The sequence below is a fragment of the Pseudomonas sp. JQ170C genome (assembly GCF_035581345.1).
In the GTDB taxonomy this organism is placed as follows: domain Bacteria; phylum Pseudomonadota; class Gammaproteobacteria; order Pseudomonadales; family Pseudomonadaceae; genus Aquipseudomonas.
In genome coordinates this window covers 566,771-589,105 of the sequence record NZ_CP141608.1, presented here as the reverse complement: position 1 = coordinate 589,105, position 22,335 = coordinate 566,771, and the positions used below count along the sequence as shown (strand labels likewise).

Sequence of the window (22,335 nt, the reverse complement as noted above, 5' to 3'; positions counted from 1 at the left end):
CGGAATTCATGCTCGAACCCATCCTCGACAGCGGCAGCGGTCGCGACGCCATCGGCCTGGGCCAGGCCCGCGGCCAGGGGCTGGATGTGCGCCACGGTACCGTGCTGACCCTTGAGGACATCAGCGTCAGCTTTGACGGATTCAAGGCCCTGAATGCCCTGAACCTGTACATCGGCGTCGGCGAGTTGCGCTGCATCATCGGCCCCAATGGCGCCGGCAAGACCACCCTGATGGACGTGATCACCGGCAAGACCCGCCCCACCACGGGCAAGGCCTGGTTCGGCGACACCCTGGACCTGACCCGCATGAGCGAGGTGCAGATCGCCCAGGCCGGCATCGGGCGAAAATTCCAGAAACCCACCGTGTTCGAGGCCCTGAGCGTCTACGAGAACCTGGAGCTGGCGCAAAAGGCCGACAAGTCGGTGCTGGCCAGCCTGGTAGCACGCCTGAACGGCGAACAGCGCGACCGCATTGATGAAGTCCTGCACACCATTCGCCTGACAACCTCCGCCCAGCGCCAGGCCGGGTTGCTGTCCCACGGTCAGAAGCAGTTCCTGGAAATCGGCATGTTGCTGATGCAGGACCCACAACTGCTGTTGCTGGATGAACCGGTGGCCGGCATGACCGATGCCGAGACCGCGTTCACCGCCGAGCTGTTCAAGGGGCTGGCGGGCAAACACTCGCTGATGGTGGTGGAACATGACATGGGCTTTGTCGGCAGCATCGCCGACCACGTCACCGTGTTGCACCAGGGCAGTGTGCTGGCCGAAGGCTCGCTGGAGCAGGTGCAGGCCGATGACCGGGTGATCGAGGTTTATCTGGGGCGGTGAGATTTGGCGCTATCGCGGGGCAAGCCCGCTCCTACCGCGCGATGACCTAACAAGGACAACAACATGCTGAAAATCGACTCCCTGCACCAATACTACGGCGGCAGCCATATCCTGCGTGGCCTCTCCTTCGAGGCCCGGGTGGGCGAAGTCACCTGCCTGCTGGGCCGCAACGGCGTGGGCAAGACCACCCTGCTGCGCTGCCTGATGGGCCTGCTGCCCAGCCGCGAAGGCAGCGTGCACTGGGAAGGCCAGCCGATCACCGCCCTCAAGCCGCATCAACGGGTCCAGGCCGGCATTGCCTACGTGCCCCAGGGGCGGGAAATCTTCCCGCGCCTGAGCGTCGAGGAAAACCTGCTGATGGGCCTGTCGCGCTTCAGCGCCAGCCAGGCCAGGAGCGTGCCGCCGTTCATCTACGAACTCTTCCCCGTCCTGCTGCAAATGAAGCACCGCCGCGGCGGTGACCTCTCCGGCGGCCAGCAACAGCAACTGGCCATTGGCCGGGCCCTGGCAAGCCAGCCACGCCTGCTGATCCTCGATGAACCGACCGAGGGCATCCAGCCATCGGTGATCAAGGAAATCGGCGCCGTGATCGCCAAGCTGGCCGCCCGCGGCGACATGGCCATCTTGCTGGTGGAGCAGTTCTACGACTTTGCCGCCGAGCTTGCCGATCAGTACCTGGTGATGTCCCGGGGCGAGATTGTCCAGGCCGGACGCGGTGAAAATATGGAGGCCGAAGGTGTGCGCGGCCTGGTAACCATTTAACCTGAACGCCACTGCGTACCTGTTCGAGAAACTGCCATGACCTACCTGCTGCGTGATGCCGTTCCTGCCGACCTCCCGGGCATTCGCGACATTTACAACGACGCCGTGCTCAACACCACCGCGATCTGGAATGAACAGCCCGTGGACCTGGCCAACCGCCAGGCCTGGTTCGATGCCCGCCAGGCCCAGCGCTACCCGATCCTGGTGGCGGTGGGCGATACCGGCGAGGTCCTTGGCTATGCCTCTTTCGGCGACTGGCGGCCTTTTGAAGGCTTTCGCCACACCATCGAGCACTCGGTGTACATCCGCAGCGACCAGCGCGGCAACGGCCTGGGGCCTATGCTGATGCAGGCCCTGATCGAGCGTGCCCGAGCCTGCGGCAAGCATGTGATGGTCGCCGCCATCGAAAGCGGCAATATCGCCTCGATTCGCCTGCATGAACGCCTGGGCTTCAGCCTCAACGGACAGATGCCCCAGGTTGGCGTGAAGTTCGGCCGCTGGCTTGACCTGACGTTCATGCAGTTGATCCTCAACCCCGGTATGCCCCCACGCTCGACGGAGTGATGTCCGATGAATGCTGCGCAACTCAACCGCGTGACCCACGAAAGCTTCGCCCACTACCGTGACGGCCTGGTGGCGTTGTTGATCGACGCTGTACGCCACGGCGCTTCGGTCGGCTTTATGGCCGATATCGATGCGCAGCAGGCCAACAGCTACTTCGACGAGGTCAGGCAGCGTGTGGCCAGCGGTGAGCTGATGCTGTGGGTGGTGAGCAAGGACAAGCAAGTGCTGGGCAGCGTGCAACTTGGGTTGTGCCAGAAGCCCAATGGCTTGAACCGGGCGGAAGTGCAAAAGCTGCTGGTGCACAGCGAAGTTCGCCAGCACGGGCTGGGGCAGCAGTTGATGCAGGCGCTGGAGTCTGCGGCGCGTCAGCAACAGCGGGGGTTGTTGTACCTGGATACCGAGGCGGGGTCAGGGGCCGAGGGGTTCTATCGGTCGCTGGGGTATAGCAAGGCGGGGGAGATTCCGCAGTATGCCTGTGGGCCGGACGGGGTTTATCGGACGACGGCGTTGTATTTCAAGTTGATATAGCATCGCGGGGCAAGCCCGCTCCTTTGCCAGGAGCGGGCTTGCCCCGCGATCCATTCACCCCTGCAAAAACCTGCCCAGCCGCTGCTTGAGCATGCTGTTCTCGCTGCGCAGCAGCTGCACTTCCTCCAGCAGCTCCAGCGCCAGCGCCACCCCTTCCCACTCCAGCGCAAGGTCGCGCTGCAGCTTGGCGGCGCGCTTGGCCAGCACGGCGGCCTGATCGTCAAACAGCCACTCTTCCGGCGTTCGCCCAGAAGGTTCGACAATGCCGTGTTCGACGATTTCGATCACGTAGGCCGCCGGCAAATCGGCTTCCTGGCAAAGGGTCTGCATGTCCAGTTGAACGACCAGGGTACTGCTCATCATCAGTTACTCCATTGTGTCCTCGGATTGAATGCTGCCTTTTCTGCCAGCTTGCTCCACAACTCGCGCGTCGCGTCGTCGCTCTGGCTCGGCATCACCACTTTCAGCTGTGCATACAGGTCACCGCGCTGGCCCTGCTTGTTGGCCAGGCCCATGCCCTTGACGCGCAGGCGCTGACCGCTCTGGCTGTCTGGGCGAATGGTCAGGTTGATCTTGCCGGTCAGGGTCGGCATCGCCACCTTGGTCCCCAGGGCCGCTTCCCACGGTGCCAGGGGCACAGTGATGATCAGGTCATGGCCTTCGACATCGAACAGCGGGTGCGGTGCCATGCGAATGGTCAGGAACAGGTCGCCGTTGGCGCCGCCGCCAATGCCCGGTGCGCCCTGGCCCTTGAGGCGGATCTTCTCGCCATCGCTGACACCGGCCGGAATCTTCACGTTCAGGGTCTTGGTGGTGAAGCCGGTGCGCTGGCCGCTACCGTTGTACTGCGGCACCTGGAAGCTGATCTGTTTCGACTCGGTGGACAGGGTCTCCTCGAGGAAAATCGCCAGTTCCATTTCCACGTCCTGCCCTCGCCGACCGGTGCTGCGTTGCTGGCCGCGGCCAAAGGGGTTGCCGCCGCCGTTGCCACTGCGCGCGCCAAAGATCGAGCTGAAGAAGTCGGAAAAGTCACCGCCCTCGAACCCGCCACCGCCACTGCGGCTTTCCCAGCCCGGCGGCCCCTGGAACGGCCGGCCATGCTGGCCGTATTTACGCAGTTCGTCGTATTCGGCGCGTTTTTCCGGGCTGCTCAAGGCCTCGTAGGCCTCGTTGGCCTCCTTGAATTTTTCTTCGGCGTCACGCTCTTTGCTGACGTCGGGGTGATACTTGCGTGCAAGCTTGCGGTAGGCGGTCTTGATCGCCTTGTCGTCCGCCGTGGGCTCTACGCCGAGTATCTTGTAGTAGTCTTTGAAGTCCATCTAAGGAACCACCATCGGTAAATTTGATGCTGCTGTAGATGGGGGTCAAGCATAGCCTTTACAAGGCATCCGCGGGTTTGATGCAAAGCAGATATTCGGTCTTGATTCTGCTGACAACTGGCATAAACTGCGCGGCCGTTTTTCCCCCGGACAGTACATCCCATGAGTGACGCATCCCCGGCCCGTGCCTGCGGCATCGACTTCGGCACCTCCAACTCCACTGTCGGCTGGCATCGCCCCGGCGTTGAGTCGTTGATCGCCCTGGAAGACGGCAAGATCACCCTGCCGTCGGTGGTGTTCTTCAACATCGAGGAGCGCCGCCCGGTGTATGGCCGCCTCGCCCTGCACGAATACCTCGAAGGCTATGAAGGCCGGCTGATGCGCTCGCTCAAGAGCCTGCTGGGCTCCAAGCTGATCAAGCACGACACCAGCGTGCTGGGCACCGCCCTGCCGTTCAAGGACCTGCTGGGCATGTTTATCGGTGAGCTGAAAAAGCGCGCTGAAGCCAACGCCGGCCGCGCGTTCGACGAAGTGGTACTGGGCCGTCCGGTGCATTTCGTCGATGACGACCAGGCCGCCGACCAGGAAGCCGAAGACACCCTGGCAGAGGTGGCGAAGAAGATCGGCTTCAAGGAAGTCTCCTTCCAGTACGAACCGATTGCCGCCGCCTTCGACTACGAGTCGAACATCCAGGGTGAGGAATTGGTGCTGATCGTCGACATCGGCGGTGGTACCTCGGACTTCTCCCTGGTGCGCCTGGCACCTGAGCGGCACATGCTCGACGACCGCCATGAGGACATCCTCGCCACCGGCGGCGTCCACATCGGCGGTACCGACTTCGACAAACAACTGAGCCTGCAGGGCGTGATGCCGTTGTTCGGCTATGGCAGCCGAATGAAAAGCGGCGCCTTCATGCCCACCAGCCACCACATGAACCTGGCGACCTGGCACACCATCAACTCGGTGTACTCGCAAAAATCCCAGCTGGCGCTGGGCAGCATGCGCTACGACATCGAGGACACCAATGGCATCGACCGCCTGTTCAAGCTGATCGAACAGCGCGCCGGGCACTGGCTGGCGATGGAAGTGGAAGAAACCAAGATCGAGCTGACCCACGCCGACCACCGCCTGGTGGACCTCAAGCGCGTCGAGCCGGGCCTGAGCGTGGAACTGACCCGGGCGTTGTTCGAGGCGTCCATCGACAGCCTGCTCGAACGCGTGCGCGGCAGCGTCAGCGAACTGCTGGTCAAGGCCGGGGTGGGTGTGGAGCAGGTGGACACGGTGTTCTTCACCGGGGGTTCGAGCGGCATTCCGGCGTTGCGCCAGAGCGTGGCGGCGATGCTGCCCAAGGCGCGGCATGTGGAAGGCAACATCTTTGGCAGTATCGGTAGCGGCTTGGCGATTGAGGCGCGCAAGCGTTACGGCTAGCACCTGATCGCGGGGCTAGCCCGCTCCTACGGTAGGAGCAGGCAGCCCCGCGATGGGTTCAAACCAGCTCAGCCTGCCTCAGCTCACTCTTCAGATACGCATAGTAGATCGGCCCCGCCACCACGCCCGGCAAGCCAAATGCCGCCTCGCACACCAGCATCGCCAGCAGCAGTTCCCACGACTTCGCACTGATCTGCCCGCCGACAATCCGCGCGTTGAGGAAGTACTCGACCTTGTGGATAACAATCAGATAGCCCAATGCAGCCATGGCCACCCAGATCGACAGCGACAAGCCGACGATGGTGATCAGGGTATTGGACATCAGATTGCCAATGACCGGCAACAGCCCGAGCAGGAAGGTCAGCACGATCAGGGTCTTGGTCAGCGGCAGGTGCACGTCGAACAACGGCAGCACCACCGCCAGGAAGATCCCGGTGAAGAAGGTGTTGAGCAGGGAAATCTTGATCTGGGCGAAGACGATGTTGCGAAACGCCTGCACCAGTAGCGCCAGGCGGTTGAACAGCGCCGCGGCCAGGGGCTTGCGCCGGGAGATGTCGGGTATGCGCTGCAGGGCGACGATGGCCCCGAGGATCATGCCGATCAGCAGGGTGACGAACATGTGCGCCGCGCCCTTGCCTACCAATTGCAGCTCACCCAGGTGGGTCTTGAGCCACTCGCCGATGGCCACCTTGAACTCGGCGGCGCTGGCCGGCAGGTAGGCGTCGACGAACGGTGGCAACTGGCCGCGAGCCTGATCCACCAGCAACATGAACTTGTCCAGCGAGGCGCCGGGGTTCTCGGCTTCGTGCAACAGGAAACTGATGGCGCCGGCAAACACCAGGGTCAGGGTGCTGACCACCAGCGTACCGAGCAAGGCGACCGCCAGCCAGCGCGCCCGCTCCCCGGCGATCAGATGCTGCAACTTGGGCGTGAGCATGTTGACCAGTTCAAACACCAGCAAGCCTGCGAGCAGGCTCGGCAACAGCTTGAGCGGCAGCGCCAGCAACAGGCCGGCGAACACAATGATCCAACTGGCCAGTTTGATCTGGCGTGGCGTAAAGGTCATACAACCTCAAGGGGGCGACTGCAGGAAAAGGCGCAGTCTGCCAGCCTTCGCCGGGCAGGCATAGTGCCACGGCCGCTGCCGGGGCAGCGGCGGGCCCGGGTCAGGTTCGGTGGCTTATTTTTTCTTCAGGCAATCGCTCATGAACGCCTTGCGTTCATCGCCCTTGAGCGCCTTGGTGCTGGCGTCGGCATTGCAGGTTTTCATCTTCTCCTGCTGGGTGGCGGGCTTGGCCTTGAGGCAATCGCTCATGAACGCTTTGCGCTCATCGCCCTTGAGGGCCTTGGCAGTGGCGTCGGCGTTGCAGGTTTTCATTTTTTCCTGCTGGGCCGTGGCGGCGAAGCCCTGTGAACACATCATCACGCCCAACAACAGCAGCGGCACACGCACCCACTTCATAGTGTTTCTCCTGGTCGCAGCGCCCGTCGCGCCGTCTCGCCGTGAGTGTAGACAACAATTCTTACATTCCCCCGGCCCGGGCCTGGCGCCGGTACTGCTCGGGCGTGCAGTGGGCGTGACGCTGGAACATGGCGATAAAGGCCGACGGGCTGCTGTAGCCCAGGTCGAAAGCGATCTGCTGGATCGGCAGGTTCTGCTCCAGCGCCTCGATCGCACGCAAAAACCGCAGGCGCAGGCGCCACTCGCCAAAGCTCATGCCCAGTTCGCGCACGAACTGGCGGGCCAGGGTCCGTTCACTGACATGCACCACCGCCGCCCAGTCAGCCAGCGGGCGATTGTCACCCGGCTCGTCGTGCAAGGCCTGCAGTACGCCGTGCAGGCCGGCGCTGCGGGCATAGGGCAAGAAACACGTCTGGGTCGGGGCCAGGCGCAGTTGGTCCACCAATACCTGGGCCAGCCGCCGGTCGGCCTCGTCCACGGGGATTTTCACGTCGCGCCGGGCAAAGTCGCCCAGGATCGCCTTGAGGATTTCGCTGATCACCAGGGTGCAGGGCTGCGCCGGGAGCGTCTGGCACAAGGCGCGGTCCAGATACACCGAGCGGTAAACGATGGCCTGGGGGTTGTAGCAACTGTGCTCGGTGTCGGGCGGCACCCACACCGCGTAATGCGGCGGCGAGACGAAGCGCTGCCCGCCGATCTCCAGGTGCATGATGCCGTGGGCGGCATAGTTGAGCTGGCCCCAGGCATGGCGATGGGCGGCGCTGTGGGTATCGGCGCCGAACTCGTCGTAGCGGAAGTACACCGGCGCCGGCAGGGCGTCGAATTGCGGGATGTTGACGTATTTACGTGACATGGTGTCTGGATCGATGGGCCGGTTGTCTGGATGCAAGTATAAGCAACAGAACAGACAGGCGGATAATAGCCCCCTGTACCCTCAAGAGTTCCTGCTTCATGAATTATGCGTTTCCCCTGCTGGCCATTCTGATCTGGGCCGGCAACACCGTGGTCACCAAGATGTCGGCCGGCGCGATCTTCCCCGCCGAGATCGGCTTCTACCGCTGGCTGCTCGCCGGGCTGTTGTTTACCCCGTTTCTGTTGCGGCCGATGCTGCGCAACTGGGCCCAGATCCGCCCGAACCTTGGCAAGATCTTCATCCTCGGCGTGCTGGGCATGGCGGTGTATCAGAGCCTGGCGTACTTCGCGGCGGCGATCACCAGCGCCACCAACATGGGCATCATCCTCTCGCTGATGCCGTTGATGTCGCTGGCCATGGCCATCATCAGCCTGGGCCAGCGCCTGACCTACGGTGCGCTGATCGGCGCACTGGTTTCGTTGGTCGGCGTGCTGGTAGTCGTTTCGGCGGGTGACCTGGGCAGGCTGGTGCAACACGGCCTGAACGGCGGCGATGCACTGATGCTGATCGCAACCCTCGCGTATGCGCTGTACAGCACGCTGCTGAAGAAATGGCAGCTACGCCTGGCGCCCTTGCTGCTGCTGTACCTGCAGGTGCTGGTGGCGATCATCGTGCTGTTCCCGCTGTTCCTGTTCTCGGACAAGACCGGCATTGGCATGGGCAACATCGGCCTGGTGCTGTACGCCTGCGTGCTGGCCTCGATGGTCGCGCCGCTGGTGTGGATGCAGGGCGTCAGCCGCCTGGGCCCCAGCCGCACCACGCTGTTCTTCAACTTGCTGCCGGCGGTTACCGCAGTGATCGCTGCGGGGGTACTGGATGAACAACTGGCCCTGTATCACCTGTTCGGCGGCCTGCTGACCCTGGCCGGAGTGGTCCTTGCCGAACGCTGGAAAGCCCCGGTGCGGCGTACCGGCGCTACAGTCCCGCAGCCTTGAGTCGCTCGGCATGCTCGGTGAACAGGCGCACCGGATCAGCGCCCTTGCCGACCGCACCCAGTGACTGATTGACGATGTCCAGGTGGTCGAGCGGGTAGTTATCACCGATCACCTGCCCCAGGTGCGAGCTGTAGCGCCCGACCATGCCGTCGCACTGCCCGGCCTCCAGGACGAAGGTACGGGCAAACAGGCGACAGAAGCGGTTACTGCCGTCCAGGCGGTTCAGGCCGGTGTCGGTCAGCCCCGGCTGCAAGGTCCCCGACCAGGAGTAATAGCGCACGCCGTTGACCTCGGCGGGCCCCTCCCCGCCCCAGGTGCTGGGCAGGCCCTGTGGATAAGCCTGGTTGAACAGGGCAACACCGGCACGGGTCAGCGAGTGGTGCGAGGCATGTACATCAATCGGTAGCTTCGGCCCGCGCCAGCCGGTTTCCAGCCAGCCCATCAACACCCCCAGACCGTGCAATACAGCCTTGAGCAAACGCCCGCGGACAGAATCGGCGGGGTATTTCTCATGCAGGTAATCGGCCAGTTCCGAGCCGTGGTTGGGGCCTGCAATGGACGTCACCGAGGCCACCCATTCCGGGCGCCGGGCGGCGGCATAGCGGGCCGTCAGGGCGCCCTGGCTGTGGCCGAGCAGGTTGACCTTGTCGACACCGTGGCGGGTGCGCAGGTCTTCGATAATCCGCAGCAACTGCTCGCCACGCACCTCGGTGGAGTTGATCGGCGAGACCTGAATGGCAAACACCCGGGCTCCGCCCCGGCGCAGGGCCGAAACGATACCGAACCAATAGGGGTAGAGCAGCAGGCGGACAAAGCCGAGCATGCCCGGCACCAGCACCAGTGGATAACGTGTGGCGAGCGCTTGAGCCATGGCTGCATTCCCCGTTCCGTGGACAGTCGAACCCACCCTACAGGCACTTCGATTGCAATCGCAATCGAACTCCCGGCGCGCGCTGCGGTTCCAACCCTGTAGACCCTCAGCAAGGAGCTGGACCATGTACAAGCAGACCCTGGCAATCCTCCTGGCCACTACCGCCCTGGCCGCCTGCGGCAGCCGGCCGGAGAATCCGGTGGACTATGTCACCTATCGCGACGAACCGCTGGTCAAGGAGGTGGAAAACGGCATGACCATGCAGCGGGTCATTGCCATCGGCGGCAACCCGTCCTCGGCCATCGACCTGCCCCATGGGGGTACCTGCAACAACTACATCCTCAACCGCGACGGTCACCAGCAGCCCTACTACGTGCGCTTCGACGCCACCGGCCATGTCGACGACAAGGGCTTCAAGACCTGTGAGCAACGCCAGGAAGACGACGCCGCTGTCGAGAACGCCAAGGCCAAGACCGGCGTCTAGCCCCGAAAACATCCCGTGATCAGCCTGGAGACGACAATGAGCACCGTTGAACTGACCGATGTGAAAACCCTGCGCGCCCGTGCCCGCCAGCATGTGGAACAAGGCGCCGTGACCGAGGGCTACAACGCCGACCGGGAGAACATCCTGCGCCTGCTCAACGAGTCGCTGGCCACCGAGTGGGTGTGCGCCCTGCGCTACAAGCGCCACTACTACATGGCCAGCGGCATCAAGGCCAGCGTGGCGGCCGAGGAGTTTCTCGAACATGCCACCCAGGAGCTGGAGCATGCCGACAAGCTGGCTGAGCGCATCGTGCAGTTGGGCGGCGAACCGGACCTGAACCCGGACAACCTGAGCAAGAACTCCCATGCCCAGTACGTGGCCGGCAAGAACCTCAAGGAAATGGTGCTCGAAGACCTGGTGGCCGAGCGGATCGCCATCGACAGCTACCGGGAGATCATCCAGTACATTGGTGAGAGCGACCCGACCACCCGGCGCATCTTCGAGGACATCCTGGCACAGGAAGAAGAACATGCCGATGATATGGCGGATCTGTTGAAGGGGCTTTAGGGCCAATTCGCGGGGCCAGCCCGCTCCTGCCCGTAGAAGCGGGCTGGCCCCGCGCTACGTTCAACCCGCCTTCACCGTGCGCGGCGCCTTGCCCGCCTTCATCTGTTCCAGCAACGGCGTGCATTGATTGGGCACATCCCCACCCGGCGCCACCAGCGCCAGCAGGCCCGCCGCCGGGCCAATCACCACACCTAGCGCCACCATCCCGGCCCCACGCAACGCCAATGGCACCGCCTGCACGCCGGCATTGGGCTTGGCAAACGGCCCGCGCACATACAGCGGTGAACGCAGCGAGAACAGCCGCAGCCCCTTGGACTCGGGGTTGATCTTCAAATCCAGCTGCTCGGTGGCAAAGTTGGCGGTGCCGTTGATGTAGATGATCGCGTTCTCGGTATCGAACACAAACAACCGGGTGGTTGCCAGCCCGTCCTTGATGCCGAAGTCGGCAGCGGCGCAGTTGATCTTCACTTCCTTGTCGCCAAAGAGCTGGCCCACCACATAGTTACCCACGTTGAGCCCGGCGATTTCCATCAGCCCGCGGCTGATGGCGCCATCGTTGATCAGCATCTTCAGGTCGCCATTGGCCGTTGCCAGCAAGGCGGCCACCGAGTTGCCCCGCCCGCTCAGGTCTGCATCGCCATTGAGCTGGCCGAAACTGGTTTTCATCGGCTCGAACGTCGGGAACAACTGCTTGAGCTTGAACCCGCGCGCGCTGAGCTGGGCACGGCCTTGCAACGGCACGGTGCGGCCGTCCAGGCGGATCTGGGCATCGAGCTTGCCGCCCGCCACACCGAAGCGCAGCGGCTCCAGGCGCAGCACGCCGTCGTCGAGGACGAAGTGGGCGGAGAGGTCGTTGAACGGCAATTCTTCGCTGTGCACGATGCGCTTGCCGCTGAAGGTCACGTCGGCGTCCATGGTGCGCCAGCGCTCGGTGCGAAAGGCTTCCACCGGCAACACCTTGCCAGCGGGTTGTTTGCTGGCGCCGCCCCGGGCCTTTTGTTCGGCATTGGAGTCGGCGCCGATCAGCGGCGCAAGGTCCTTGAACAGCAGCTGATTGGATACCAGGTTACCGCTGAGCTTGGGCCGCGGCTGGCTGGAAACGAAGGTCAGGTCGCCATGAATATCGCTGTTGCCGATCTTGCCGTTGAAGCGTTCATAGCGAAACAGCGCCCCGCCCGGCTCATGCAGCTTGGCCACCAGGTGGCCGTCAGTGGCGTAAGGCGGTGAGTCCGGCAGGGTCACGCCGGTCAACGGATACAGGTTGCCCAGGCTCGCGCCCGACAAGCGCAGCCGCAGGTCCAGGGCGCCCAGGTTGCGCGGGTCGGTCAGGGTGCCGGCCAGTGCTATCCGGGTATCGGCAATCTTCACATCGGCCTGCAAGGGGAATGGCCGGGTGGCATCCTGCAGCGCCAGCAGGCCGCCGATCTTGCCGTCGCCCGACAGCGCCTGGCCCTTGTAGCGGCCTTTCACCTTGAGGCCAAAGGCATAGTCCTGAGCCCCACCGGCCTTTTGCGCCGATGCCTTGCCGACGATGTCGCTGAAAGGGATCGGCTTGCCCAGCGGGTCGATCTGCACCTCCAGCGTGGTTTTCAGGGTCTGGTCGTCGACGCTGACCTGGCCCTTGTCGAAACCGATGGCGCCGATGTCGAGCGTCCAGTTCGACGGCTCGCTCTGCTCATCCTTGGGACCGAAATCGAATGTCCAGTTGGCCCGGCCATCGGCCAGGCGCTTGAGGCTGGCGGTGGGCTGGTTGAGGTCGATGCGGGGAATGACGATTTGCTGGAACAGCAACGGCAGGGGCGCCAGGCGAAACTCGACGCGCTTGAGGCCGACCATCTGCGGCGCCTTGAGCCAGTCCGGGTTGCCCAGCGTGAGGTCTTCGGCGATGAAATGCGGCCACGGCACCCAGGCACGCCAGCCGCCCTCCTCCGGCTCGCGCCGCCATTGAACAGCGAGGTTGCCATTGATGGCGAAGGGCCGGTGCAGGGCTTCGGAGACTTTGGCATTAAGGGTCGGCTTGACCCGGTTCCAGTCGAAGGTGGCGATGAGGATGATCAGTAGCGTCAGAACCAGCAGCAGGCTGGCGAGGGTCCAGGTGAGGATTCTGGCGGGGCGCGTCATTGCATGATTCTCCTGACGACCACACGGCAAGAGTGGGCGTATTGATGGCACATAATCATCGGACTGATGAAAGCCTCAGGGGTTTAACCGAAGGATGCATTTTACGGGGTCCTGTAGGCCCATTCCTCCCGACAATAGTCCTTTGCGGCCGCTGAAAGCGTTGCGCTAGAGCCTCCGCTGCAAAGCATCAATCCCATCGATTGTCACCATTAGCCTTATGAACTTTTATCTCCAGCTCCCAAGCGTAGCATTGGCCCTGTACCCACTTTCCAGCCCCGCCAAGGAGCACCGAACCATGAAACGCCAATTACTGCTGAGCCTGTCCCTGTCCATCCTGGCCGCCAATGCCTTCGCCATTCCAGCCAGCGAACAAAGCCTGACCGCTGAATCGCGCTCCAGCTCCACCGAGATTTCGCAGCCCCTGAACCCACTGGCCGAAGGTGGCTCGGATCGCCTGCTGGAACGCAGCCGCGTCGCCGAGGGTGGCTCCGACCGTCTGCTGGAACGCAACCGTGTCGCCGAAGGTGGCTCCGATCACCTGCTGGAACGCAACCGCGTTGCCGAGGGTGGCTCTGATCGTCTGCTGGAACGCAACCGCGTTGCCGAAGGTGGCTCCGATCGCCTGCTGGAACGCAACCGCGTTGCCGAAGGTGGCTCTGATCGTCTGATCGAAAAAAACCAACGGGTGAGCTGATGCCGATGCCAGACAACAAGAACACCCAGCGCTGTAGCAGCTCCCCTCCCAGCCCGGTCCATTGACCGGGCTTTGTTTTCCTCGCGCAGGCTATTAGAGTGCAGGGCTGTTTCATTGCCAGCCGATATTCGCCATGCTGCCGCGCGCCGAACAAAAGCAACAGACCCGTCAAGCCCTGCTCGATGCCGCCCGCCACCTGATGGAAAGTGGCCGGGGCTTTGGCAGCATCAGCCTGCGTGAAGTGAGCAAAAGTGCCGGCATCGTACCGACAGGCTTCTATCGCCACTTCTCCGACATGGACCAACTGGGTCTGGCCCTAGTCAATGAAGTGGGTGAGACCTTCCGCCATACCATTCGCCTTGTGCGGCTGAATGAATTTGAACTGGGCGGCATCACCGATGCTTCGGTGCGGATCTTCCTCGATGTCGTCGCGGCCAATCGCCAGCAGTTCCTGTTCCTCGCCCGCGAGCAATATGGCGGCTCGCAGCCCGTGCGCCAGGCGATCGCCACCCTGCGCCAGGGCATCAGCTCCGACCTTGCCACCGACCTTGCCTGCATGCCGCGCTGGCAGCACCTGGACAATGCCGCACTGGCGGTCATCGCCGACCTTGTGGTGAAAACCGTGTTCGCCACCCTGCCGGAACTGATCGACGAACCCATCGACGGCGCCGCCCAGCCGCTCAGCGCCCAGGACAAGATCACCCAGCAGCTGCGCTTTATCTTCGTCGGTGCCAAGCACTGGCAAGGCCTGAGCACTCTGTAGGAGCGGGCTTGCCCCGCGATGCGATGTAACTGCTGGACTGCTATCGCGGGGCAAGCCCGCTCCTGCAAGGGTTTCCTGCTAACATGCGCGCAAACGCAGCGATCATGACGAAACTTTTCCATGCCCGACCTTCATACCGCCCAGCCTGAACTGCCTGCCCTGCTCGACCAGGTCCAGGCACACTTCCATCAGCGCATCGTGCCGCTCTGGCTCGGGCCGGGCTGGAATGCAGAAATGGCCCTGCCCTATGAAGCCCTGGACGCCCATGCCCAGCCGTTGCCAGTACAGCGCTACCGGGCCATGGCCTGCGCCCGCCAGCTGTATCTGTTCAGCAGCCGCATCGAGCAACCGGGCGCCCGCGAACGGGCGGCGGCGCTGTTTCGCTCGCTGCAACGGCACTTCCATGACGCCGAGCATGGCGGCTGGTTCTACAGCATCGACGCCCAGGGCAAGCCGCTGGATCGCCGAAAGGATCTCTACACCCACGCCTTCATCCTCTTTGCCTGCGCCCACTACTGGGATCAGGTGCGCGAGCCGCTGGTCGAGTCCACGCTCAACGCTGCGCTTAGCGTGGTGGCCGAGCGTTTTTCCAGCGATGACGGCCTGTATGAGGCCAGCCTTGCTGAAGACTGGTCGGACCTGGGCAGCGGCCCGTTGCAGAACCCGCTGATGCACCTGGCCGAAGCCTTCCTGCAAACCCTGGCCGTGCGCGACGACGCCCAGGTGCAAGCGGCCCTGCTGGCGCTGACCGAGGCCATGCAGCAGCACTTCGTCGACGACGAACGGGGCGTAATGCTGGAGAAGCCGCGCGGGGCTGTGGATAACTGGTTTGAGCCGGGCCACCAGTTCGAGTGGTTCTTCCTGCTCGATACCTCGGCGCTGCTACGCGGCGGTGCCCTGCATGCCTCGCTGGACAAAGCCTTCGGCTATGCCGAGCAACAGGGTGTTGACGATACCGCCGTGCTGGCCATGCTTGAGGTGGACGGTAGCGTTCGTGATGCCACCCAGCGCATCTGGGCCCAGGCTGAATACCTGCGTGCACTGGCACTGCGTCCCGGCAGTGCTGCCAAGGTGACGAAGCAGTTGAAGGCACTGCAGCAACACTTCCTGCATGCCGATGGCTGGTACGAGTGCCTTGACGCCAAACGCGCGGTCAGCCGCAGCGATATGCCGTCCACCACGCCTTATCACCTGGCGACCTGCCTGCAAGGCCTACAGCAATCGCAACACAAGCCCCTGTAGGAGCGGGCTTGCCCCGCGATGTGCAGGATGCCGAATGCGGGAAGCGCCCGCTTTTGTAGCCGCTGGCGACAGCCTGCGATCGGCCGCGCAGCGGACGTGGTTCAGGCAGCACTATCGGTGCTAGCTGAAAGGGCCTCTCGCGGGGCAAGCCCGCTCCCACAGAATTACGCCGGGTAGAAGCGGGCTTGCCCCGCGATCACCCTCAAGCCTTGCCAGACCGATCAATCGAAAACCCGGCCCACGCCTGGCTCACCGGCATCAGCTCAAGGCTGTTGATGTTGATGTGCGCCGGCTGATTGAGAATCCAGAAAATGGTTTCGGCAATATCCTCCGGCTGGATGGCCTCGGCACCCGCGTAGGTGGCGTCGTAGCGCGCCTGATCGCCACCGAAGCGCACCAGGGAGAACTCGCTTTCGCACAAGCCGGGCTCGATGTTGCTGACCCGTACACCGGTGCCTTGCAGGTCGCAACGCAGGCTCAGGGAGAACTGGCCGACAAAGGCCTTGGTGCCGCCATACACATGGCTACCCGGGTACGGATAGTTACCGGCCACTGAGCCGACGTTGAGGATGGTCGCGCCACGACCGTGGGCGATCAGCCGAGGCAGCAGCAGGCGAGTGCTGTACATCAGGCCCTTGATGTTGGTGTCGACCATGGTGTCCCAGTCATCGAGGTCGCACTTGGGTGCAGGGTCGGCGCCCAGCGCCAGGCCTGCGTTGTTGATCAGGCCACGCAGTTTGGCGAATGCCGGCGGCAGGCTTTCAATCGCCGCCTCCATGGCCTTGCGGTCACGTACATCCAGCACCAGCCCGTGAACGTCTGTCTTTTCCGACAGCTCTTTGCACAGCGCATCCAGGCGCTCCTGACGGCGACCGGTCAGCACCAGCGACCAACCGGCCTCGGCGAATCGGCGGGCACAGGCTTCGCCAAAACCCGAGGTTGCACCAGTGATGAAAACGGTAGAGGTCATGCTCAACTCCTTGCAAGGTCCAAAACACGGGTCAGCAGCATGCCCGCAGGCAACGCCGCCAGCAAGTACAGCCACACTGTACAAAAAACAACCACAAGCGCCAAAGCCTTTATCCATAAGGGCTCGAGCAAGCTTTGCTCACCTTATCCACAGGCTCTTGCACAAAATCCGGGGGCAACTCCACACCCCGAGAATCGGCCGTAACGCCTGTAACGACAAGTATTTTCCTTGACCGCCCGGGGGTGAATTGACCTCAGCACGCACGCGCCTGCCCACGGGGCATTTTCGGTAATGGCCCAAGGCCCGTGCAGGCGGTACTTCCAGCGTTCTTTCCAAGGCTTGCCCACAGACTTATCCACAGGCTGCAGAGTGATTTCAGGACAGGTTTTACCGGGTATAAAAGTCTTGACATTTGTGTCAGGAATCGCTGCATAAAATATTGATCAAAAAACAACCGCATGCCTGAAGCCCTTGTATTACAAGGCTTTCAGCAAGGTGCCACCAAGTTACCCACAGCCGCTTCCACACCAATGGTGGACAACTCAAACCCTCACAAAAACAGCCCCTTGCAGCGACTTTGTGTCGCGGCCAAAAGAAAGTGCCCGTAAGGTTGTCCACAAAACGCTGGACAAAAAAACGCCCTGCATGGCAGGGCGTTTTCACACCGCAAGAATCAATGCCCGCCCAGGTAGGCGTTACGCACCTCCTCGTTGACCAGCAGCTCTTGCCCGGTGCCGGTCAGGCGGATCTGGCCGTTGACCATCACGTAGGCGCGGTCCGAGAGCTTGAGGGCATGGTTGGCGTTCTGCTCCACCAGGAAGATGGTCATGCCGGTCTTGGCCAGCTCGCGCAGGGTGGCGAAGATCTGCTTGACCACAATCGGCGCCAGCCCCAGCGAGGGCTCGTCGAGCAGCAACAGCTTGGGCCGGCTCATCAACGCCCGGGCAATGGCGAGCATCTGCTGCTCGCCACCGGACATGGTCATCGCCCGCTGGTTGCGCCGCTCCTTGAGCCGCGGAAACAGCTCGAACATGCGCTGCATGTCTTCGCTGGCAAACTTGTCGCCGATGGGAATGGTGCCCATCATCAGGTTCTCTTCCACCGACATGTCGGGGAACACCCGGCGCCCCTCCGGTGACTGGGCAATGCCGTTGGAGGCGATGTAGTGGGATGACTTGTGGGTAATGTCGGTACCGCGATAGATGATCTGCCCGCCTGCCGCACGCGGCTGGCCGAAGATCGACATCAGCAGGGTCGACTTGCCGGCCCCGTTGGAGCCGATCAGGCTGACCGTCTCGCCTTCGTCGATATGCATCGAGACTTTCTTCAGGGCCTGGATCGGCCCGTAGAACACGTCCAGCTCCTTGAGTTCGAGAATGGGTGCAGTCATACCAGCTCCTCTTCGTCGGCACCCAGGTAGGCAGCGATCACGGTCGGGTTGTTGCGGATGTCCTGAGGCGCGCCCTCGGCGATGACGTTGCCATGGTCGAGCACGACGATATGGTCGGAGATGCTCATGACCATGCCCATGTCGTGCTCGATCAGCACCACGGTCAGGTCGTGCTCGTCGCGCAGTACACGAATCATTTTGCTCAGGGCTTCGGTTTCCTGCGGGTTGAGGCCCGCTGCCGGTTCGTCCAGGCAGATGATCTGCGGGCGCGTACACATGGCCCGGGCAATCTCCAGGCGGCGCTGCTGACCGTACGACAGCTCACCGGCCAGGCGATTGGCGCAGTCGACCAGGTCGACCACCTCCAGCCAGTAGAAGGCATGGTCCAGGGCATCGCTTTCGGCCTTGCGGTAGCCCTTGGTATTGAGCACCCCCGCCAGCAGGTTACGGTTTACCCACATGTGCTGGGCCACCAGCAAGTTCTCCACCACCGACATTTCCTTGAACAGGCGAATGTTCTGGAAGGTTCGCGCCAGGCCTGCGCGGTTGACCAGGTGGGTGCCGCCGAACATCTTGTAGTGCAGGCGGTTGATGAAGCGCTTGGGTGACACGAAATCGCCGAGCTGGAAGCGCTCACCGAGCAGTTGGATCACGTTGGTGCGGGTACCGCGCAGGTTCAGTTCGATCTTGCCGCCACTGGCCTTGTAGAAGCCGGTCAGGCAGTTGAACACGGTGGTCTTGCCGGCACCGTTGGGGCCGATCAGGGCGAAGATCTGGTTGCGCTTGACCTTGAGGCTGACATCGCTGAGCGCCTTGATGCCACCAAAATGCATCATCAGGTTTTCGACCGAGAGAATCACGTCATCGCTCATGGCGCCACTCCTTTACGCGGGACTACACCGGTACGGCTGATGCGAATCAGGCCGCGCGGTCTCCAGATCATCATCAACACCATGAGCACACCGAACAGCAGCACCCGGTACTCGGAGAAGCTGCGCAGCAGCTCCGGCGCCACGGTCAGCACGAAGGCCGCGATCACCACGCCGACCGTCGAACCCATGCCGCCGAGCACCACGATCGCCAGGATCAATGCCGACTCGAAGAAGGTGAACGAGGACGGGTTGACGAAGCCCTGGTAACTGGCGAAAAACACCCCCGCCAGGCCCGCCGTGGAGGCACCCAGGGTGAACGCCGAGAGTTTGACCAGCACATGGTTCAGGCCCATGGAGCGGCAGGCGATTTCGTCTTCACGCAGTGCTTCCCAGGCGCGGCCCACGGGCATGCGCGTCAGCCGGTGCTTGATGTACAGCACCGCCAGCACCACCAGGAACAGGACGATGTAGATGAACAGGAATTTCACGTTGGGGTTGTAGTCGATGCCGAAAAACTCGTGGAACGGCACCCCGCCGTCCTTGGCCCGGCGCCCGAACTCCAGGCCCATGAAGGTCGGCGACGGCACTGGCATGCCGTTCGGCCCGCCGGTGAACGACAGCCAGTTGTTGAGCACCAGGCGGATGATTTCACCGAAGCCCAGGGTCACGATGGCCAGGTAGTCGCCGTGCATCCGCAGCACCGGAAAGCCCAATATGCATCCGGCCAGCGCCGCCGCAATGGCCGCCAGCGGCAGCACGGTCCAGAAGCCCAGGCCCAGGTACTGGTAACCCAGCGCCAGGCCGTAGGCACCGATGGCGTAGAACGCCACGTAGCCCAGGTCGAGCAGGCCGGCCAGGCCCACCACGATGTTCAGCCCCAGCCCGAGCAGTACATAGATCAGCCCGAGGATCACCACGGTCAGCAGGTACTTGTTGGCGAAGAACGGGAACACGATGGCGATCACGATCAGTGCCGGAATGATCCAGCGCAGCCGCGACTTGTAGTCCGGCGCCAGCACATGCACGCCCGAGCCACTGCCCTCGAAGCCTTGCAGGATCGACTGGCCCTTGGGGGTCTGCAGGAACAGGCTGAGCACAAAGCGCCCGACCATCACCCCGGCCACCAGCCAGGCGACGCGGGTCGGTTCCATGTTGAAGCTATAGCCGTCGAGCACCACGCCGACGATGGGCCCGAACACGATCAGGGAAATCAGCCCGGCGAGAATCGCATCGATCAGGCTGCGCTTGATATCGAATGAAGCGGATTTGGCAGCAGACATACTTACACCTTCGCCACGAGTGGGCGACCCAGCAGGCCTTGGGGACGGAAGATCAGAATCAGCACCAGCAGGGAGAAACTGAACACGTCTTTGTAGTCGGAGTTGATCAGCCCGGAGAACAGCGACTCGGAGATACCGAGGATGATCCCCCCGAGCATGGCGCCCGGTAACGAGCCGATGCCGCCCAGTACCGCTGCGGTGAAGGCCTTGATGCCGATGATGAAGCCTGCATAGAAGTCGAACGTGCCGTAGTTCATGGTGATCAGCACGCCGGCCAGGGCGGCCATCACGGCACCGATGACGAACACGTAGGAGATCACCCGGTCGGTGTTGATGCCAAGAATCGACGCCATCTTGCGGTCTTGCTGCGTCGCACGGCACATGCGGCCCAGCTTGGTGAACTTGATGATGTAGGTGAGCGCGGCCATGCCGACGAATGCGGCGACCAGGATGAAGATCTTGGTGTAGGTCAGCTGGACGAAACCGGTGCCCACTTCCAGGCGCCAGGCGCCTTCAAGCAGCGTGGGTACGCCCTGCTGGCGAGCGCCCTGGCTGATCTGTGCATAGTTTTGCAGGATCAGCGAAATGCCGATCGCACTGATCAGGGGAGCCAGCCGGGTGGAGTTACGCAGGGGTTTGTAGGCGATGCGCTCGATGGTCCAGCCATACACGCCTGTGACCACGATGGTGAAGATCAGCGTCCCGAGCATCAGCAGCGGGAAGGATTCGATACCGAAGTACGCCAGCAATGCCAGACTGATCGCCGCCAGGTAAGCGGAGATCATATACACCTCGCCGTGCGCGAAGTTGATCATGCCGATAATGCCATAGACCATTGTGTAGCCGATGGCGATCAGACCATAGACAGACCCCAGGGTCAGTCCATTGATCAGTTGCTGCAGAAAAATACCATCCATAACGCAATCTCACGTATTTGAGATTGCACAAGCGCCGACTACGGTGAGCCCCGGATGAAGCGGCCCTCGCAGCGCAGGGTTGTGCAGATCTACGAGAAAAGACAGGTACGGCGCAGAACCGGGTAGCGACCCGGGCTCAGGCCCGGGTCGGATACCGTTGTTATTTTTGTTTTTCCAGCTGGTGGTATTTGCCGTCTTTGTCCCACTGATAGACCACGTAGTCGGAAACAGTCAGGTCGCCCTTGGCGTCCCACTTCTTCTCGCCCATCACGGTTTTCACCGGATTGGCCTTGAGCCACTTGGCAGCGTCTTCGCCCTTGTTGGACTTGGCGCCGTTGAAGGCCGCAGCCAGGGCCTGGACCGAGGCATAGGCGTACAGGGTGTAGCCCTCAGGCTCGGTGCCCGCCTTGCGGAAGGCATCCACCACCGCCTTGCTCTCTGGCAGCAGGCGTGGGTCGGCGCCGAAGGTCATGTACACACCATCGACGTATTGCGCGCCGCCGGCGGTGGTCACCAGCTCGTCAGTCACGATGCCGTCATCGGACATGAACTTGACGTCCTTCAGGCCCTGCTCGCGCATCTGCCGAACCAGTGGGCCGGCTTCCGGGTGCAGGCCGCCGAAGTAGACGACGTCGGCGCCCGACGCGCGGATCTTGGTGACCACGGCGCTGAAGTCCTTCTCGCCACGGGTCAGGCCTTCATACAGCACTGGGGTCACACCACGCTTGGCCAGCTGCGCCTTGGTGGCATCGGCCAGGCCCTGGCCGTAGGTGTCCTTGTCGTGCAGCACGACCACTTTCTTGCCCTTGAGCACGTCGACGATGTAGTCGCCGGCAACGATGCCCTGCTGGTCGTCACGCCCGCACATACGGAACATGCCGGTCAGGCCGCGCTCGGTCACTTGCGGATTGGTCGAACCCGGGGTGATGGCGATGACACCGGCTTCGTCGTACACCTCCGAAGCCGGGATGGTGTTGGAGGAGCAGAAGTGCCCGACCACACCCGCTACCTTGTCCTGGTCCACCAGGCGGTTGGCCACGGCCACAGCCTGCTTGGGTTCGCACGCATCGTCGCCCTTGACCAGGACGATCTTCTCGCCGTTGACCCCACCCGCGGCGTTGACGGCATCTGCCGCCGCCTGGGCACCTTTCATGTACTGCTCGCCAAACGCTGCGTTGGCACCGGTCATCGGGCCTGCTACACCGATCTTGATGTCGGCCTGAACATACGAAGAAACACCCAGCGCCGTAGCTACGGCAAGGGCAAGAAAGCCTTTCTTGTAAAACGTCTGCGACATGAGGTGGTGCTCCTGGAGTTTTTTTTGGTTGGCACTACAACTTTCAGCAATTGCTCTGAGCAAGGGCCGTGCCATTGGTTTTTTATTCTGGGAAAACTCGTTAAGAAGTTGCCGGAGCCAGAGCCG

General features: G+C 62.7%; 24 protein-coding genes. 11 read left to right on the top strand and 13 right to left on the bottom strand.

The window, feature by feature from the left end; all coding sequences use genetic code 11:
• The first annotated feature begins 8 nt into the window (after nucleotides 1-8).
• From urtD to U9R80_RS02560, 4 genes are all read left to right on the top strand, one after another.
• Nucleotides 9-830 (top strand): urea ABC transporter ATP-binding protein UrtD, encoded by an 822-nt coding sequence (gene urtD, locus U9R80_RS02575; protein WP_301838655.1) that lies wholly within the window; start codon nucleotides 9-11, stop codon nucleotides 828-830.
• A 63-nt stretch (nucleotides 831-893) separates the two neighbouring features.
• On the top strand, nucleotides 894-1,592 hold the full coding sequence (gene urtE / locus U9R80_RS02570) for an urea ABC transporter ATP-binding subunit UrtE (protein ID WP_301838216.1): 699 nt from the start codon (nucleotides 894-896) through the stop codon (nucleotides 1,590-1,592).
• 36 nt (nucleotides 1,593-1,628) lie between these two features.
• A complete protein-coding gene (locus U9R80_RS02565; RefSeq protein WP_301838217.1) occupies nucleotides 1,629-2,156 on the top strand; it encodes a GNAT family N-acetyltransferase in 528 nt (175 codons plus the stop codon).
• 6 nt (nucleotides 2,157-2,162) lie between these two features.
• The gene (locus tag U9R80_RS02560; RefSeq protein WP_301838218.1) at nucleotides 2,163-2,684 is read left to right on the top strand and encodes a GNAT family N-acetyltransferase; all 522 of its coding nucleotides are present in this window, start codon (nucleotides 2,163-2,165) and stop codon (nucleotides 2,682-2,684) included.
• Nucleotides 2,685-2,738: 54 nt separating this feature from the next.
• On the opposite strand, the gene U9R80_RS02555 is transcribed toward U9R80_RS02560, so the two are convergent.
• Both U9R80_RS02555 and cbpA read right to left on the bottom strand, forming a co-directional pair.
• On the bottom strand, nucleotides 2,739-3,044 hold the full coding sequence (locus tag U9R80_RS02555; protein WP_301838657.1) for a chaperone modulator CbpM: 306 nt from the start codon (nucleotides 3,042-3,044) through the stop codon (nucleotides 2,739-2,741).
• Between the two features lie 2 nt (nucleotides 3,045-3,046).
• Nucleotides 3,047-4,003 carry a curved DNA-binding protein gene (gene cbpA, locus U9R80_RS02550; protein WP_301838220.1) on the bottom strand — a complete coding sequence of 319 codons (957 nt, stop codon included), beginning with the start codon at nucleotides 4,001-4,003 and terminating at the stop codon, nucleotides 3,047-3,049.
• A gap of 162 nt (nucleotides 4,004-4,165) precedes the next feature.
• Here cbpA and U9R80_RS02545 point away from each other — a divergent pair, with 162 nt between their 5' ends.
• Nucleotides 4,166-5,431: an Hsp70 family protein gene (locus U9R80_RS02545; RefSeq protein WP_301838222.1), complete on the top strand. Its 1,266-nt coding sequence runs from the start codon at nucleotides 4,166-4,168 to the stop codon at nucleotides 5,429-5,431.
• A 58-nt stretch (nucleotides 5,432-5,489) separates the two neighbouring features.
• Here the strand turns inward: U9R80_RS02545 and U9R80_RS02540 are convergent, their stop codons facing one another.
• The 3 genes from U9R80_RS02540 to U9R80_RS02530 form a co-directional block, all read right to left on the bottom strand.
• Entirely contained in the window at nucleotides 5,490-6,497 is a 1,008-nt protein-coding gene (locus U9R80_RS02540) for an AI-2E family transporter (protein WP_301838224.1), read from the bottom strand.
• 114 nt (nucleotides 6,498-6,611) lie between these two features.
• Complete coding sequence (locus tag U9R80_RS02535; RefSeq protein ID WP_301838225.1) at nucleotides 6,612-6,893, bottom strand: PsiF family protein; 282 nt, start codon at nucleotides 6,891-6,893, stop codon at nucleotides 6,612-6,614.
• A gap of 61 nt (nucleotides 6,894-6,954) precedes the next feature.
• Nucleotides 6,955-7,746 carry an AraC family transcriptional regulator gene (locus U9R80_RS02530; RefSeq protein ID WP_301838227.1) on the bottom strand — a complete coding sequence of 264 codons (792 nt, stop codon included), beginning with the start codon at nucleotides 7,744-7,746 and terminating at the stop codon, nucleotides 6,955-6,957.
• Nucleotides 7,747-7,844: 98 nt separating this feature from the next.
• Between U9R80_RS02530 and U9R80_RS02525 the strand changes: the two genes are divergently transcribed.
• Nucleotides 7,845-8,741: a DMT family transporter gene (locus U9R80_RS02525; RefSeq protein ID WP_301838228.1), complete on the top strand. Its 897-nt coding sequence runs from the start codon at nucleotides 7,845-7,847 to the stop codon at nucleotides 8,739-8,741.
• On the opposite strand, the gene U9R80_RS02520 is transcribed toward U9R80_RS02525, so the two are convergent.
• Nucleotides 8,722-9,612, bottom strand: a complete 891-nt coding sequence (locus tag U9R80_RS02520; protein ID WP_301838229.1) for a lipase family alpha/beta hydrolase — start codon at nucleotides 9,610-9,612, stop codon at nucleotides 8,722-8,724. The genes U9R80_RS02525 and U9R80_RS02520 overlap by 20 nt on opposite strands.
• A 124-nt stretch (nucleotides 9,613-9,736) precedes the next feature.
• On the opposite strand from U9R80_RS02520, the gene osmE reads away from it, so the two are divergent.
• Together osmE and U9R80_RS02510 are read left to right on the top strand one after the other, a co-directional pair.
• The gene (osmE, locus tag U9R80_RS02515; protein ID WP_301838230.1) at nucleotides 9,737-10,096 is read left to right on the top strand and encodes an osmotically-inducible lipoprotein OsmE; all 360 of its coding nucleotides are present in this window, start codon (nucleotides 9,737-9,739) and stop codon (nucleotides 10,094-10,096) included.
• Nucleotides 10,097-10,132: 36 nt separating this feature from the next.
• The gene (locus U9R80_RS02510) at nucleotides 10,133-10,663 is read left to right on the top strand and encodes a ferritin-like domain-containing protein (protein WP_301838231.1); all 531 of its coding nucleotides are present in this window, start codon (nucleotides 10,133-10,135) and stop codon (nucleotides 10,661-10,663) included.
• A gap of 60 nt (nucleotides 10,664-10,723) precedes the next feature.
• Here U9R80_RS02510 and U9R80_RS02505 read toward each other — a convergent pair whose 3' ends face one another.
• Nucleotides 10,724-12,784: an AsmA family protein gene (locus tag U9R80_RS02505; RefSeq protein ID WP_301838233.1), complete on the bottom strand. Its 2,061-nt coding sequence runs from the start codon at nucleotides 12,782-12,784 to the stop codon at nucleotides 10,724-10,726.
• A 295-nt stretch (nucleotides 12,785-13,079) separates the two neighbouring features.
• On the opposite strand from U9R80_RS02505, the gene U9R80_RS02500 reads away from it, so the two are divergent.
• The 3 genes from U9R80_RS02500 to U9R80_RS02490 all read left to right on the top strand — a co-directional run bounded on the left by U9R80_RS02500 (nucleotide 13,080) and on the right by U9R80_RS02490 (nucleotide 15,483).
• A complete protein-coding gene (locus U9R80_RS02500) occupies nucleotides 13,080-13,478 on the top strand; it encodes a hypothetical protein (protein ID WP_301838235.1) in 399 nt (132 codons plus the stop codon).
• A gap of 133 nt (nucleotides 13,479-13,611) precedes the next feature.
• Nucleotides 13,612-14,241: a TetR family transcriptional regulator gene (locus tag U9R80_RS02495; RefSeq protein WP_301838236.1), complete on the top strand. Its 630-nt coding sequence runs from the start codon at nucleotides 13,612-13,614 to the stop codon at nucleotides 14,239-14,241.
• A 120-nt stretch (nucleotides 14,242-14,361) separates the two neighbouring features.
• Nucleotides 14,362-15,483 carry an AGE family epimerase/isomerase gene (locus U9R80_RS02490; RefSeq protein ID WP_301838237.1) on the top strand — a complete coding sequence of 374 codons (1,122 nt, stop codon included), beginning with the start codon at nucleotides 14,362-14,364 and terminating at the stop codon, nucleotides 15,481-15,483.
• A 202-nt stretch (nucleotides 15,484-15,685) separates the two neighbouring features.
• Here U9R80_RS02490 and U9R80_RS02485 read toward each other — a convergent pair whose 3' ends face one another.
• From U9R80_RS02485 to U9R80_RS02460, 6 genes are all read right to left on the bottom strand, one after another.
• Complete coding sequence (locus tag U9R80_RS02485; RefSeq protein WP_301838238.1) at nucleotides 15,686-16,453, bottom strand: SDR family oxidoreductase; 768 nt, start codon at nucleotides 16,451-16,453, stop codon at nucleotides 15,686-15,688.
• Between the two features lie 673 nt (nucleotides 16,454-17,126).
• Nucleotides 17,127-17,843, bottom strand: coding sequence for an ABC transporter ATP-binding protein (locus tag U9R80_RS02480; RefSeq protein ID WP_028945703.1), 717 nt, complete (start codon nucleotides 17,841-17,843; stop codon nucleotides 17,127-17,129).
• Nucleotides 17,840-18,715, bottom strand: coding sequence for an ABC transporter ATP-binding protein (locus U9R80_RS02475; protein ID WP_301838241.1), 876 nt, complete (start codon nucleotides 18,713-18,715; stop codon nucleotides 17,840-17,842). The genes U9R80_RS02480 and U9R80_RS02475 overlap by 4 nt, the downstream gene beginning before the upstream one ends.
• A complete protein-coding gene (livM, locus tag U9R80_RS02470; protein WP_028945701.1) occupies nucleotides 18,712-19,995 on the bottom strand; it encodes a high-affinity branched-chain amino acid ABC transporter permease LivM in 1,284 nt (427 codons plus the stop codon). The genes U9R80_RS02475 and livM overlap by 4 nt, the downstream gene beginning before the upstream one ends.
• Before the next feature lie 2 nt (nucleotides 19,996-19,997).
• Nucleotides 19,998-20,912, bottom strand: coding sequence for an ABC transporter permease subunit (locus tag U9R80_RS02465; protein WP_028945700.1), 915 nt, complete (start codon nucleotides 20,910-20,912; stop codon nucleotides 19,998-20,000).
• A gap of 160 nt (nucleotides 20,913-21,072) precedes the next feature.
• Nucleotides 21,073-22,209, bottom strand: coding sequence for a branched-chain amino acid ABC transporter substrate-binding protein (locus U9R80_RS02460; RefSeq protein ID WP_301838244.1), 1,137 nt, complete (start codon nucleotides 22,207-22,209; stop codon nucleotides 21,073-21,075).
• Between the last annotated feature and the right edge of the window lie 126 nt (nucleotides 22,210-22,335).